General features: G+C 72.5%; 15 protein-coding genes. 8 read left to right on the top strand and 7 right to left on the bottom strand.

Going from position 1 to position 13,807, the window contains the following annotated elements; translation table 11 throughout:
- Positions 1 to 46: 46 nt before the first annotated feature.
- A complete protein-coding gene (locus IEY93_RS06320; RefSeq protein ID WP_189162007.1) occupies positions 47 to 892 on the top strand; it encodes an amidohydrolase family protein in 846 nt (281 codons plus the stop codon).
- A 228-nt stretch (positions 893 to 1,120) separates the two neighbouring features.
- A complete protein-coding gene (locus IEY93_RS06315) occupies positions 1,121 to 1,705 on the top strand; it encodes a superoxide dismutase family protein (RefSeq protein WP_189162006.1) in 585 nt (194 codons plus the stop codon).
- Positions 1,706 to 1,847: 142 nt separating this feature from the next.
- Here the strand turns inward: IEY93_RS06315 and IEY93_RS06310 are convergent, their stop codons facing one another.
- The 4 genes from IEY93_RS06310 to IEY93_RS06295 form a co-directional block, all read right to left on the bottom strand.
- Entirely contained in the window at positions 1,848 to 3,221 is a 1,374-nt protein-coding gene (locus IEY93_RS06310; RefSeq protein WP_189162005.1) for a serine/threonine-protein kinase, read from the bottom strand.
- A gap of 224 nt (positions 3,222 to 3,445) precedes the next feature.
- On the bottom strand, positions 3,446 to 4,117 hold the full coding sequence (locus tag IEY93_RS06305; RefSeq protein ID WP_189162004.1) for a FadR/GntR family transcriptional regulator: 672 nt from the start codon (positions 4,115 to 4,117) through the stop codon (positions 3,446 to 3,448).
- A gap of 178 nt (positions 4,118 to 4,295) precedes the next feature.
- Positions 4,296 to 5,456 (bottom strand): steroid 3-ketoacyl-CoA thiolase, encoded by a 1,161-nt coding sequence (locus tag IEY93_RS06300; RefSeq protein ID WP_189162003.1) that lies wholly within the window; start codon positions 5,454 to 5,456, stop codon positions 4,296 to 4,298.
- Between the two features lie 186 nt (positions 5,457 to 5,642).
- Positions 5,643 to 6,323, bottom strand: coding sequence for a TetR family transcriptional regulator (locus IEY93_RS06295; protein ID WP_189162002.1), 681 nt, complete (start codon positions 6,321 to 6,323; stop codon positions 5,643 to 5,645).
- A gap of 249 nt (positions 6,324 to 6,572) precedes the next feature.
- On the opposite strand from IEY93_RS06295, the gene IEY93_RS06290 reads away from it, so the two are divergent.
- The 5 genes from IEY93_RS06290 (at position 6,573) to IEY93_RS06270 (ending at position 11,485) form a co-directional block, all read left to right on the top strand.
- Positions 6,573 to 7,667 (top strand): acyl-CoA dehydrogenase family protein, encoded by a 1,095-nt coding sequence (locus tag IEY93_RS06290; protein ID WP_189162001.1) that lies wholly within the window; start codon positions 6,573 to 6,575, stop codon positions 7,665 to 7,667.
- Positions 7,664 to 8,818 carry an acyl-CoA dehydrogenase family protein gene (locus tag IEY93_RS06285; RefSeq protein ID WP_189162000.1) on the top strand — a complete coding sequence of 385 codons (1,155 nt, stop codon included), beginning with the start codon at positions 7,664 to 7,666 and terminating at the stop codon, positions 8,816 to 8,818. The genes IEY93_RS06290 and IEY93_RS06285 overlap by 4 nt, the downstream gene beginning before the upstream one ends.
- Before the next feature lie 41 nt (positions 8,819 to 8,859).
- A complete protein-coding gene (locus IEY93_RS06280; RefSeq protein WP_189161999.1) occupies positions 8,860 to 9,816 on the top strand; it encodes a bifunctional MaoC family dehydratase N-terminal/OB-fold nucleic acid binding domain-containing protein in 957 nt (318 codons plus the stop codon).
- Entirely contained in the window at positions 9,816 to 10,223 is a 408-nt protein-coding gene (locus tag IEY93_RS06275) for a MaoC/PaaZ C-terminal domain-containing protein (RefSeq protein WP_189161998.1), read from the top strand. Before IEY93_RS06280 ends, IEY93_RS06275 begins: the two co-directional genes overlap by 1 nt.
- An 89-nt stretch (positions 10,224 to 10,312) precedes the next feature.
- A complete protein-coding gene (locus tag IEY93_RS06270) occupies positions 10,313 to 11,485 on the top strand; it encodes a lipid-transfer protein (RefSeq protein ID WP_189161997.1) in 1,173 nt (390 codons plus the stop codon).
- 60 nt (positions 11,486 to 11,545) lie between these two features.
- Here the strand turns inward: IEY93_RS06270 and IEY93_RS06265 are convergent, their stop codons facing one another.
- Both IEY93_RS06265 and IEY93_RS06260 read right to left on the bottom strand, forming a co-directional pair.
- Entirely contained in the window at positions 11,546 to 11,929 is a 384-nt protein-coding gene (locus IEY93_RS06265; protein WP_189161996.1) for a TIGR03618 family F420-dependent PPOX class oxidoreductase, read from the bottom strand.
- A 61-nt stretch (positions 11,930 to 11,990) separates the two neighbouring features.
- Complete coding sequence (locus tag IEY93_RS06260) at positions 11,991 to 12,584, bottom strand: dihydrofolate reductase family protein (RefSeq protein ID WP_189161995.1); 594 nt, start codon at positions 12,582 to 12,584, stop codon at positions 11,991 to 11,993.
- 90 nt (positions 12,585 to 12,674) lie between these two features.
- On the opposite strand from IEY93_RS06260, the gene IEY93_RS06255 reads away from it, so the two are divergent.
- Positions 12,675 to 13,127: a winged helix-turn-helix transcriptional regulator gene (locus IEY93_RS06255; RefSeq protein WP_189161994.1), complete on the top strand. Its 453-nt coding sequence runs from the start codon at positions 12,675 to 12,677 to the stop codon at positions 13,125 to 13,127.
- 218 nt (positions 13,128 to 13,345) lie between these two features.
- Here the strand turns inward: IEY93_RS06255 and IEY93_RS06250 are convergent, their stop codons facing one another.
- Positions 13,346 to 13,747: a VOC family protein gene (locus IEY93_RS06250; RefSeq protein ID WP_189161993.1), complete on the bottom strand. Its 402-nt coding sequence runs from the start codon at positions 13,745 to 13,747 to the stop codon at positions 13,346 to 13,348.
- Positions 13,748 to 13,807 lie beyond the last annotated feature (60 nt).

Raw genomic sequence — 13,807 nt, 5'->3', positions numbered from 1 at the left:
ACCGAGGCACCGCATCCACCGATCCCTTCCGCATGGAGAGCGCAGCATGATCGACGCCCATCACCACCTGTGGGACACCACCGCACGCGAGTACGCGTGGCTGGCGGCGGAGGAACTGGCCTCGATCCGCCGGCCCTACCTCCTGGATGACCTGCGGCGGGAGACCGCGGCGGCCGGCGTCGAGCACACCGTGCTGGTGCAGACCACCGACTCGACCGCCGAGACCGAGGAGTTCCTCGCGACCGCGGCGGCCTCCGACGGCCTGGTGGCCGGAGTGGTCGGCTGGCTGGACATCACCGCCCCGGACGTCGCCGGCGAGATCGCCCGGCTGCGCACCCGCCCCGGCGGCGACCTGCTGGTGGGCATCCGGTACGGGGTGCAGGACGAGACGGACCCGGGGTTCCTGCACCGGGCCGACGTGCGCCGCGGCATCGCGGCCGTCGGCGCGGCGGGCCTGGCGTACGACCTGCTGGTGCGGGCGGACCAGCTCCCTCCGTCCCGTGACCTGGTGCGCGACCTGCCGGAGGTCCGGTTCGTGCTGGACCACGCCGCCAAGCCGTCGATCGCCTCGGGCACGACCGAGCCGTGGGCCTCCGACATCAAGGCGCTGGCCGCCGCGCCGAACGTCACCTGCAAGCTGTCGGGTCTGGTGACCGAGGCCGACTGGCGCGACTGGGACGCCCCGCGCATCGCCCCGTACGCCGACCACGTTCTCGGCTGTTTCGGCCCCGCGCGGGTCATGTTCGGTACAGACTGGCCGGTGTGCGAATTGGCCGCGACCTATGGGCAGGTGGTGGAGCTCGCCCGCGCGCTCACCGCCGGCCTTTCCGACGGGGAACGCGACCAGGTCTTCGACGCGACCGCCCGCGCGGCCTACGCCCTGCAGGTCTGACCACCGAGCCGGGTGCGACCTGCGGAAAGACCGCCGGGTCGTGGTTCATCGTGTATGGCGATTTCGTTGAGATATGGCCGACTATGTCCGGATATAAAGACCGGAGGAATGGTCGGCCGGCTCCACTGATTGCTGATTCCTGGCGTTATATTGGCCCTTTTTACTAAGACGTCGGGTATATCCGCAAATGTTGGTGAGAGGTCGTCCGAACGCGATAGGGAGAGCTTCATGAGGCCGGTGCGTGCGGGAATGATGGCGATGGTCATCCCATTGGCGGTGCTGTCCCAGGGGGCGGTGCCCGCCGGGCCGAGCCGGGAGCGGCCGTCCGAGCCGGTCCTCGTGCTCGGCACGTTCGCCGGCTACAAGCCCGGGCAGGTCGCGGTCACCTACGACCCCAAACTCGTCCCGGCCGGCGCCGCCGTGGCCGTCGCCCACGTCCCGCCGGGCGAGGGCGCCGGCACCGGCAGCGTCCAGCTCCGGGTGCAGGGGCTCCAGCCGGGCCGCAAGTACGGCGCCCACGTGCACACCAACGCCTGCGGAGCCAAGGGCGAGGACGCCGGGCCGCACTACCAGCACATGCGAGACCCGGTGACCCCCTCGGTGGACCCCAAGTACGCCAACCCGCGCAACGAGATCTGGCTCGACCTGGCCACCGACGCCCAGGGCAACGGCGCCTCCCGCGCGGTCATGGAGCAGGGCTTCCGCGACCGGCACCCGCACTCGGTCGTCATCCACGCCGAGCACACCCACACCGGCCCCGGCCACGCGGGCCAGGCGGGCCCCCGCCTGGCCTGCGTCAACGTCGACTTCTGACCCGCGACCTCCCGCCCGCGGGCTCTGGGCCGGCCGGGAGGCCCTATGACGTGGGCACCGCCATCGGTCTTCTCTCCGGGCGGCCGTGCCCGCGTCGTACGGGGAGCGTCGCCATCGTCGCTCGTTCAGGCGGCCCGGCCGGTCAGGAGATGCGCGCCGCCGTGCCCGCGTAGCGCAAGGCGTCGTCGTCTCCAGAGTCGGTCACGCGGAACGCCAACCGCTCCGCGTCGCGTGGGGACAGGCGCAGGACGCCGGGATGGCACTGGTCGCCGCTGACGTCGTCCAGGCGGTAGACCATCGGCTCCGTCCGGGTGAGGCGGCCCGTGCAGTGCAGGTCGGCGCCCCAGCGCATGACGCCGCCCGCGCCGTCCGGCAGGCGGATCTCCACCGGGAACACCCGGCCCGCGGCCGGGTGCTCGGCGGCACCCGTCCAGGTGCCCGCGTACGCGAACCGGCTCGTCGCCTCCCCGCCGTCGGTGTCCAACGCCCATCGGACGGTGCCGAACGCCGCGAGCGCGGCCACCAGCGCGAGCCCGCCGAGCACCCACCTCCGGCGCCACCCTCGTACGGCCGCCGGCCCCTCAGGGGCACGCCCGTCGCCCTCGACCGCCCCGGCAGGGCCCTCGACCGTCCGGCCGGTCGCGGGGCGTCCGGCCGCCACGGTCGCCCCGGTCTCCAGCACCCCGCCGGACGGCGCCGGGGCGGCCACCGGCCGGGCGCCGATGAGATGACGCAGCGCCTCCTCGGCACTCGGCCGGCCCGCCGGGTCCGCCACCAGACAGGCCACCACGATCTCGCGCAGCGAACCGGCGAGCGGACCGAGATCGGGCGTGCCGAACAGGATGCGGCCGAGGGTGGCCTCGTAGCTCGCGGCGGCGTAGGCGTGCCGTCCGGAGGCGGCGAAGGCCACGGTCAGCGCCCAGGCGAACACGTCCGCCGCCGGCCCGGCCCGCTCGCCCCTGAGCTGCTCCGGCGACAGATAGGCGGGTGTGCCGACCAGCGTGCCCGCTGTGGTGGTCGCCGTGCCGGCCGGCCGTGCGATGCCGAAGTCGATGACCCGCGGCCCGTCCGGGCCGAGCAGCACGTTGCCGGGCTTGAAGTCGCGGTGGACGAGCCCGGTCGCGTGGATCGCGGCCAGCGCGGTGGCGGTGCCCACCGCCACCCGGTCGAGCGCGCCTTCCACGAGCGGACCCTGGGCGGTCACGTGCCGTTGCAGCGAGGCGCCCTCGACGTACTCGCTGACGATGTAGGGGCGGTCGTCGTCGAGGTCGGCGTTCAGCACCCGGGCCGTGCAGAACGGCGCCACCCGCCGCATCGCCGCCACCTCGCCGGCGAACCGCCGCCGGGCCCGCTCCTCGTCCAGCCGGGTGCGCATGAGCTTCACCGCGACCCGGCCGCCCTCCGGGGTGACGCCGAGGTAGACCACTCCCTGGCCGCCTTCGCCCAGCCGGCCGGTCAGCCGGAGCTCGCCGAGCCGCTCGGGATCACCGGGGCGGAGGGCGGCGACAGTGGACACAGGTCACATCCCTACCACGATCGGTGCGCACGCGCAGGGCGGACGGCAGGGGGTGCCGGACACATACCGGGCCCACTGTCGGCGGTGGTGACGTCAATGCTCCCGCACAGGCGCTGGGACGGCACACCCGGAGATGTCCAGGGTCTCGCTCGTCGTCGCCAGGAGGGGCGCGCCGTCCGGGCTGTAGGACGGGTCACTGTGGTGGGGGCCGCGCGCCGGGCGGCTCAGAGGGCGCGGCGCAGCCACTCCTCGACGCCGGCGATGTGGACGGTCGCCCAGGCGCGGGCGATCTCGGGCCGGCGCCCGGCGATCGCCTCGTAGATCGCGGCGTGCTGCTCCTGCGTCTTGATATTCGCCCCCTCCTGGGTGAGGCCGCGCCAGACGCGGGCCCGGGTGGTGGGCCCGGACAGGCTCTCGATCAGCGAGCACAGGACGTTGTTGCCCGACCCCTTGGCGATCTGCTGGTGGAAGTCGAGGTCGTTGGCGACGAGCTGCTCGACGCTCGGGTCGGGGGGCAGCCGGTCCAGGGTCGCGCCCAGCTCGGCCACCTGCTCGTCGGTCATGGCGAGCGCCGCCATCGCGGTGGCGGCCGGCTCCAGGATGCGGCGCACCTGGAAGAACTCCAGCACGGTGTCGTCGCGGTGGAAGTCGACCACGAAGGACATGGCGTCGAGCAGGAGGTGCGGCTCCAGGCTGGTGACGTACGTGCCGTCGCCCTGCCGTACGTCGAGCACGTTGATCAGCGAGAGCGCGCGGACGGCCTCGCGGAGCGAATTGCGGGAGAGGCCGAGGCGTTCGGCGAGATCGGCCTCCTTGGGCAGCCGTGCCCCAGGGCCCAGCTCGCCGGAGACGATCATCTCTTTGATCTTGTCGATCGCAGCGTCCGTGACCGCCACGGAGTCACCACCTCTGGTTCGCACGTCCCCCGAAAACATCGGATGTCTCTCCGAGTCTAAGAGGTGAATATGACGCACCTGTGAATCCGCCGCGAGAACCCGGAGCACCGGGTTCGCCGCCGTGGATCTCCCGGTGGATCCCCGGCCCCGGAAGCCCGCCGCCGGTGGACCCCTGGTGTCAGACGCGTTCCAGGATGGTAGCGGTCGCCAGGGCACCGCCGGCGCACATCGTCACCAGGGCGGTGGCGGAGTCCGACCGCTCCAGCTCGTGCAGCGCGGTGGTGACCAGCCGGGCGCCCGTCGCGCCCACCGGGTGGCCGAGCGCGATCGCCCCGCCGTTCACGTTGACCCGTGCCATGTCCGGCTCGTGGACCGCCGCCCATGAGAGCACCACGGCGGCGAACGCCTCGTTCACCTCGAACCGGTCGATGTCCCGCGTCGTCATGCCGGACATGGCGAGCACCGTGGTGGTCGCGTCCACCGGCCCGTCCAGGTGGTAGTACGGCTCGGCGCCCACCAGCGCCTGGGCCAGGATGCGGGCGCGCGGCCGCATGCCGTGCCGGGCGGCGGCCTCCTCGCTCATCAGCAGCACGGCCGCCGCCCCGTCGGAGATCTGCGACGAGGTGCCGGCCGTGTGCAGGGCGTCCGCGCCGAGCACCGGGCGCAGCCGTGCCAGCGCGTCGGCCGTCGTCTCGCGCAGCCCCTGGTCACGCGAGACGGCGCGGGTCTCACCCGTCGGGGCGCCGTCCTCGCCGAGCACGGGGACGGTGAGCGGGACGACCTCCCGCTCGAACCGGCCGTCGGCCCACGCCTTGGCGGCGAGTCGCTGGGAGCGGGCGCCGAACCGGTCGAGCGCCTCGCGGGTGAGCCCGCGGCGGCGTGCGATGCGCTCGGCGGCGGTGAACTGGTCGGGCAGGTCGATCGACCAGTCGGCCGGGCGCGGGTCGGCGGGCAGCACGTTGCTGCCGAGCGGCTGACGGCTCATCACCTCGACGCCGCAGGCCACGCCCACGTCGATCACTCCGGCCTGGATGAGCGCGGCGACCAGGTGCACGGCCTGCTGCGAGGAGCCGCACTGGGCGTCCACCGTCGTCACTCCGGTCTGGTACGGCAGCCCGGCGTACAGCCAGGCGTGCCGGCCGACGTGCCCGCCCTGCTCGCCGGCCTGGGTCACGCACCCGGCGAACACCTGGCCGACCAGCGCGGGATCGATGCCCGACCTGCGCACCAGCCCGCGCAGCGCCTCCGCGAGCAGGGCCTGCGGTTTGACCGCGGCGAGCCAGCCGTTGCGCTTGCCGATCGGGGTGCGTACGGCTTCGACGATCACCGGCCTGCCCATGCGGACTCCTCGGGTCGCGAGTCGGAACCTCGTTCCGCCGTGACTGTAACCGGTTCTAATTTGGCGCGGAACCCCCTGCGCGGCAGGCGGTCCGGCGTGCGCGGTGACCGAGCCGCCCGAGTACGGAGTCCGGACGCGCGAGGCGCCGTGCGAGGAGCTCGGGGGCGCCGTTCGGCCGCCGGAGGCCTAGGAGTCGAAGTCGGCCAGGAGGCGCGCGGCGGCGATCTCGATGCGCCGCTGGATCTGCTCGTAGGTGCGCCGCCCGCGCAGCATCTCCAGCAGTTCGTTCACCCACACCCCCGACAGCGAGCCGGCCAGGGCGAACTGCTCCTCGCTCGCCGTCTCCACCGACAGGCCGTCCCGGGACACCCGCAGCAGCAGACCGGCCATGCGGTCGCCGAACGGCACCTCGACCTGCGCCATGATCAGCGAGCGGATGAGCGCGTCGGCCAGCTCGGGCTCGCGCATCAGGCCGCGGGTGGCCCGCATGAGGACGTCCACCGCGCGCCCGGCGGCGGTCTCGGCGCGAGGCGGGCGTCGCTCGATGCTGCTCTCCAGCAGGTCGATCTCTTCGGAGACGACCGCGACGACGAGGTCCATCTTGGAGGGGAAGTAGCGGTAGAGCGTGCCGAGCGCGACCCCGGCCCGCTCGGCGACCGTGCGCATCTGCATCGCCTCGACGCCGCCCCGCGAGGCCAGGGCCGCCGCGGCCTGCACGATGCGCTTGCGCCGCTGGTGCTGGCTGCGGGTGCGGACGCCGGAGGAGGCCCGGCCCGCCTGAGGCGGGACCGGGATCGCCACGTGGTCGTCGCCGTCGCCGGGGAGGGCGGCGGGGGTGGGCCCGGTGCCGGCCTGCGGAGTGCGCATGAGAACACGTTACCGGATCAACCGCAAGGGCGGTTCGTTACCGGCTGGTCACAAGGAATGCCGGTCTTGCATGACATTCGCATTTCGGAAGCGTGTCCGGCGCGGGTCGCCCGAAATCAGTCTGGACAGATATTAGAATCTGTTCTACTTTGCCGCTGACTGGACATCACCGGATTCCGCCGGACCGCACCGGGTGCCACCCGGGCTCGCCCGGCGGCGCCCGGCACCCGGCTCACGGAAGGTGCCGTGATGGACTTCGACCTCGACGAGACGCAGGCGGAGCTGAAAGAGCTGGCAGTGGGCCTGTTCACCCGCGAAGCCGGGTACGAACGCCTCGCCGCCCACGACCGGAGCGGCCGCCCGTACGACGCCGAACTGTGGCGGGCGGTGGCACGGGCCGGATTGATCGGGGCCTGCCTGCCCGAACAGGCCGGCGGCGCCGGGCTCGGCGCGGTGGGGACGGCCGTGCTCGCCCGCGAGTCCGGCGCACGCACCGCGCCCATCCCCCTGCAGGAGTCCCTGATCGCGGGCCTGGTGGTCGGCGGGTACGGCTCCCCGGACCAGCGGGCACTGCTCGCCCGCCTGGCCGAGGGCGAGATCGTGCTGACCGCCGCCCTGGCCGAGCCCGGCCGCGACCTCGGAGCCCCGCCCCGCACCCGGGCCGTGCCCGGCGGCGACGGCGGCTGGACCCTCTCCGGGCGTACGGCGGCGGTCGGCTACGCCGCCGAGTCGGCCGCCATCGTGGTCCCCGCCCTGACCGCCGGCGACGGCATCGGGCTCTTCCTGGTCGCTCCCGGGGACGCGTCCCTGCACCCGGTGTCCACCGCCACCGGAGAGCCGGCCGCGGCACTGACCCTGGACGGCGCGCCCGGCGAACCGCTCGGCGCCCCGGACGGCACGGCCTTCACCGCCCTGCGGCTGCTCGCCACGGCGGCCGTCACCGCGAGCGCGTCCGGGGTGCTCGCCGGGGCGCTGGCGCTGACCACCGAGCACATCAGGAAGCGCAGGCAGTTCGACCGCGCGCTCGCCGAGTTCCAGGCGGTGACCGTGCAGATCGCCGACGTCTACATCGCCGGGCGGGCGCTGGACGTTGCGGTCTGGTCCGGTGCCTGGCGGATCGACCAGGGGCTGGACGAGGAGGCCGAGCTGGACCTCGCCGTCGCCGCGCACACGGTGACCGACTCCGCGCTGGCCGCCCTCTACACCTGCCAGCACCTGCACGGCGGCCTCGGCCTGGACGTCACCTACCCGCTGCACCGTCACTTCGCCCGGGGCAAGCGCCTGGCCCACCTGCTCGGCGGGGTGGAGGCCCGGCTCGACACGATGGGAGCGCTCGTCCGATGATGATCGACCTCACGCCGGAGCAGAAACGACTCCGCGACGAGCTGCGGGAGTACTTCGCCGCCTGCCTGCCCGAGCAGGACCGGGCCGAGATCTCGCAGGACCCGTTCGGCGAGGCGTACATGGAGCACTGCCGCAGGCTCGGCCGGGACGGCAAACTCGGGCTCGGCTGGCCCAAGGAGTTCGGCGGGAGCGGGTACGGGCCGCTGGAGCAGCAGATCTTCGCCAACGAGATCGCCCGCGCCGAGGTGCCGTACCCGATCATCACCGTGCAGACGGTCGGCCCGACGCTCATGCAGTACGGCACCACCGCGCAGAAGGAGTTCTTCCTGCCGCGCATCCTGGCCGGGGACTGCCACTTCGCGATCGGCTACAGCGAGCCCGAGGCCGGCACCGACCTGGCGTCGCTGCGCACCACCGCCGTGCGGGACGGCGGCCACTACGTCGTCAACGGGCAGAAGATCTTCACCTCGGGCGCGCACTACGCCGACTACGTCTGGCTGGCCGCCCGCACCGACCCGGCGGCCAGGAAGCACCGCGGCATCTCGATGCTCATCGTCGACACCCGCGACCCGGGGTACTCCTGGACGCCGATCGTCACCATGGACGGCCGCCACCACACCAACTCCACCTACTACGCCGACGTCCGGGTGCCGCTGGACATGCTGGTCGGCGAGGAGAACAAGGGCTGGGACCTCATCGTCAACCAGCTCAACCACGAGCGGGTCACCCTCGGCCCGGCCGGCAACCTGGCCCGGGTCCACGACCGGTTCGCCGCCTGGGCGCGCCGTACCGGCACGATCGAGGAGCCGGCCGTGCGCCGCGCCCTCGGCCGCGTGTACGCGTGCTGGCGGACGAACGAGCTGCTCAACTGGCAGGTGGCGGCGAACATGGACCTCGGCTGGCTCGGTGCGCCGGACGCCTCCGCCACCAAGATCTACGGGTCGGAGCGCATGCAGGAGGTCGGCCGCCTGGTCGGGGAGACCCTGGCGCGGTACGGCGATCCGTCCGACCCGGAGACCGCGGCGTTCATGGAGCAGACCGACCGGGCGGTCAAGGGAGCGATCGTGCTGACCTTCGGCGGCGGGGTGAACGAGGTGCAACGCGAGCTGATCGCGATGCTCGGCCTCGGCCTGCCCCGGCCGCCCCGGTGAGCGACCGTGAGCGGGACACCGGTGACGACCCGAGGAGGGCGATGACGACCACGGCCGGGTCCGCGCCGCACGAGCGGCTCACCGCGCTGGCCGAGCGGGGCATGGCGATGGGCGAGGTACGCGGCGCGCCCGCGGCCGACCCGGTCAACCTGCCGATGATCCGCCACTGGACCACCGCGATGGGCGACGCCAACCCCGTCTACACCGACGAGGCGTATGCCGCCGCGAGCGTCCACGGGCAGATCGTCGCGCCGCCCGCGATGGCGCAGGTGTGGACGATGCCCGGGCTCGGGCCGCGCGAGGACACCACCACCCCGATCGACGAGGTGCTGCGCGCGCTGGACGAGGGCGGCTTCACCGGGGTGGTGGCCACCAACTGTGAGCAGACCTACCACCGGTACGTACGGCTGGGGGAGCGGCTGGTGCCCGCCACCCGGCTGAGCGGGTTCGCCGGGCCGAAGAACACCGCCCTCGGCACCGGATATTTCATCACCTGGCTGGTCACCTGGTACGCCGGACAGGAGCCGGTCGCCGAGATGATGTTCCGGGTGCTGAAGTTTCGCCCCCGGGAGGAGAAAGCCGCGCCCGAGGAGCGGCCGGCCTATCCTCTGCGACCCGCGATCAACCGGGACACCGCGTTCTTCTGGGAGGGTGTGCGGGTAGGCGAGCTGCGGATCCAGAGATGTGGCGACTGCGGCGAGTTGCGGCATCCGCCCGGGCCGATCTGTCCCTCGTGCCGCTCGGCCAACCGGGCGTACGCCGTCGCGAGCGGCCTCGGCGAGGTGTACAGCTTCGTCGTCCACCACAGCCCTCCGGTTCCCGGCCTGCGCCCGCCGTTCGTGGTCGCCGTCGTGCGGCTGGCCGAGGGAGTGCGGATGGTGGGCAACGTCGTGGACTGTCCGCCCGAGCGTGTGCGCGTCGGCATGCCGGTGCGGGTGGACCACCGTGAGATGGACGACGAACTGACCTTGCCGATGTGGGTGCCCAGGGAGCCGTGATGCGCACGCTGAGCAGAGACGACGTCGAGACCGGAGCGGCGCTGCCGCCGCTGCGCATCGAGCTGACCCCGACCACGGTCATCGCCACGGCGCTGGCCACGATGGACTACACGCCCGTCCACCACGACGTCCAGGTGGCACGCGCCCAGGGCTCGGCCGGCATCTTCCTGAACATCCTGACCACCATGGGCCTGGTGCAGCGCTACGTCACCGACTGGGCCGGGCCGGAGGCCCTGGTCCGATGCGTCAACGTCCGGCTCGGCGTGCCCGCGTACGCGGGGGACACGCTGACGTTCGGCGGCACGGTCACCGGGCGCGCGGGCGGCGAGGTCACCGTCGAGGTGCGCGGCGCCGTCAGCCTCGGCGACCACGCCATCGGCACCGTCCGCCTGACCCTCCCGCACTGAACTCCGTTCCCGCGCAGCCCACCGTCGCACGTCGCACCGGCGTCTCCGCGCCGGCGGCGTGGCCTTCCCCCGGCAGAAAGGCTCACCACGTGTACTCGATCTCCGGTCGCACGGCCATCGCGGGCATCGGCGCCACGGAGTTCTCCAAGGAGTCCGGCCGGACCGAGCTGCAGCTCGCCGCCGAGGCCGTCCTCGCGGCCCTGGACGACGCCGGGCTGACCCCGTCCGACGTCGACGGCCTGGTCACCTTCACCCAGGACGCCAACCAGGAGATCGCCGTGGCCCGCGAGACCGGCATCGGCGATCTGTCGTTCTTCTCCCGGGTGGAGTACGGGGGAGGAGCGGCGTGCGGCACCATCCTGCAGGCCGCCCTGGCCGTCGCCACCGGCATCGCCTCCACCGTCGTGTGCTACCGGGCCTTCAACGAGCGGTCCGGGCGGAGGTTCGGCCAGCCGAACGCCGGGCTCGGCGGCGAGCCGTCGTCGCTCGGCGTGGAGATGAGCTGGCACGTGCCGTTCGGCCTGCTCACCCCGGCGGCCTGGGTCGCGATGTTCGCCCGGCGCTACATGCACGCCTACGGCGCGACCTCCGAGGACTACGGCCGCGTCGCCGTCGCCATGCGCCGCCACGCCGCGACCAACCCCGCGGCCTGGTTCTACCAGCGGCCGATCACTCTGGAGGAGCACCAGGCGTCCCGGTGGATCGTCGAGCCGCTGCACCTGCTCGACTGCTGCCAGGAGAGCGACGGCGCCGTCGCGCTCGTCGTCACCTCCACCGAGCGGGCCAGGGATCTGCGCCGGTCGCCCGCCGTGGTCACCGCCGCCGCCCAGGGGTCCGGCGCGGGACAGATGATGATGACCAGCTTCTACCGGGACGACATGACCGGCCTGCCGGAGATGGGAGTGGTCGCCCGCGGCCTTTGGGAGATGTCCGGCATGTCGCCCAAGGACCTGCAGACGGCCATCCTCTACGACCACTTCACGCCGTTCGTGCTCAGCCAGCTCGAAGAGCTCGGCTTCTGCGCCCGCGGCGAGGCGAAGGACTTCATCGCCGGCGGCGGCATCGAGATCGACGGCCACCTGCCGGTCAACCCGCACGGCGGCCAGCTCGGCGAGGCGTACATCCACGGCATGAACGGCATCGCCGAAGCCGTGCGCCAGGTCAGGGGCACCTCCGTCAACCAGGTCCCCGCCGTCCGCAACGTCCTGGTCACCGCGGGAACCGGCGTCCCCACCAGCGGCCTCATCCTCTCCCGCGACTGAGGGCTCCTGTCCCGGCGACTACTCGCTGGACGGGCTCTCGGTGCGCGGGCCCGGCGCCGCTCAGCCGATGCCGACGCTCTGGCGCTCGGGCTCGACCACGACCACGACGCGCTCTTGTCCGCGGGGATAGGGCGAACCGGTGTACCGCACGGCCAGCCGGTCGATGATCTCCCACGCCGCGTCGCCCTCGAGCCATTCGACGGCCCTGCCCTGGACGACGACGGGCTCGAACGGGTTGTCCACCGGCGCGATGGACAGCGCCAGCCGGGGGTCGCGGCGCAGGTTGCGCGCTTTGCGGGTGGCCGGGCCGGTGAAGAAGACGATCCGGTCGCCCTCGGTGCCGGCGTAGATGGGAGTGGTGTGCGGCGATCCGTCCGGGAGGACGGTGGCGAGGTGCGCGATCGAAGTGCCGTCGAGTACGCGGCGCACGTCGGGGTTCAGCATGGTTCTGCTCCTTCTGGACGGGTGTTCTCGGCGGGGCTTTCGGCGCGCCGCGGGACGAGGATCAGCGGGCCACTTCGTAGTGGAGGTGGGTCACGCCGGGGGCCGGGACGACCTCCAGCAGACGGAGACGTACGTGCTCCGGCAGTTCCTGGAAGAACCCGCGACCGGCGCCCAGCAGAACGGGCACCTGGTGCAGGACCACCTCGTCGACCAGGCCCGCGGCCAGCGCTGAGGTGAGCACGCCGCCGCCCATGAGCGCGACGTCCTTGCCCCCGGCGGCCGCGCGGGCCGCCGCGATCGCGTCCTTTATGCCGGTGGTGACCAGGGTCTGCGTCTCGCCGATCTCGGGCACCGCGCGATGACTGAGGACGAACAGCCGGGCCGCCGGGTGCGGGCTGCCGCCTCCGAAACGATCGGAGTCCTCGTAGGTGTTGCGGCCGGCCACGACCGCACCGACACGCCCGGCGAGCGTGTCGAAGATCCGGGCGCTCGGTTCGCTCAGCTTGAACCCGCCGGACACCCGGCTGGGTGTGTCACCGTCGAAGTACCAGTCGAACAGCATCGTCGCGTCGCCGAGCCCACGCCCGGCCCGCGGGCCGCGCCCGGTGATGTATCCGTCGACCGATACCGCGTGGGCGCTGATGACCTTGCTCATCCTGGCGACTCCTTTTGGGTTCCTTGAAGAGACTCCATGACCATAACAGTCGAAGTTCCTTTAGGGAACCCCGATTGGTAGACTGAGGCCATGCAGCGCACACAGTTCGGACAGATGGCCTGTTCCATCGCGCGTACTCTCGATGTGATCGGAGAGCCCTGGTCGCCGCTGATCCTGCGCGATGTGTGGGTGGGCATGAGACGGTTCGACCAGCTCCAGGCCGACCTAGGGATCTCGCGCAAGGTGCTGACCGAGCGGCTCAACCACCTCGTCGACCAGGGCGTCCTGGCGCGCCACCCCTACGACAACCGGCCGCGTTACGAGTACCACCTGACGACCAAGGGTGCCGAGCTGGTCGACCTGCTCATGGTCATGGCCGGCTGGGGGGACCGGTGGCTCGCGGGCGAAGCCGGGCCGCCCGTGCTCTACCGCCATCACGCCTGCGGGGAGATCAGCAACGTCGACCTGCGCTGTGCCCACTGCGGCGAGCCGATGCACGGCGGCGACGTCGACCTCCTCCCCGGCCCAGGCGCCTCCCCCTGACCAAGGCCTCTCCCAGGACGCACCCGCCCGCACCCGGCGTCCCGCTCATTGACCAACCGCGGTCTGGGTGGGTTCTCGCTGTGGCACGGGGGTGGTTCGGTCGGCGCCGGGTCGGTGGGGTGTGGTGCGGCGGATCCGGCGCCGTGCTGCGGCGGGGCACCGGCGAACCCCGCCGAAGGGCGCAGGGTTGTGGGTCGGTGCGCGCCGGTGGATTCGGGTCAGGGCCAGACCGGGCCCTCGTCGGTCCAGGTGACGCCCTTGTTGCGGCACAGGCAGAAGGGGTGGCCGATCGGGTCGGTGTAGACCCGCCAGCCGTAGCCTTCTGGACCGATGAAGTCCTGCTGCAGTGTCGCGCCGAGGGCGAGGATACGGCGCTCCTCGGACTCGATCTCGTCCACTTCGAAGTCGAGGTGGAACTGCTTGGGGTGCTCGCTGTCGGGCCACTGCGGAGCGCGATAGTCGTCCACCTGGATGAAGGCCAGCTCGATCTCGCCGAACTTGATGCCGGCCCAGTGCGCGTCGCTGCCTTCCTTGATCGGGCGGCCCGTCACCTTGGAATAGAAGGCCGCCAGCTCCATCGTGTCCGGGCAGTCGATGATGAAATCGGTGAGTCGCAGCATCTTGCGATCTTTTCACAAGATTGATTGGAGCCCAGGGGCGCCGCCGGGGTGGAGCGGCGT

The organism is Sphaerisporangium melleum (genome assembly GCF_014646695.1).
In the GTDB taxonomy this organism is placed as follows: domain Bacteria; phylum Actinomycetota; class Actinomycetes; order Streptosporangiales; family Streptosporangiaceae; genus Sphaerisporangium; species Sphaerisporangium melleum.
Note: the sequence above shows the minus strand (reverse complement) of the source record. Positions and strands in the feature narration are given on the sequence as shown.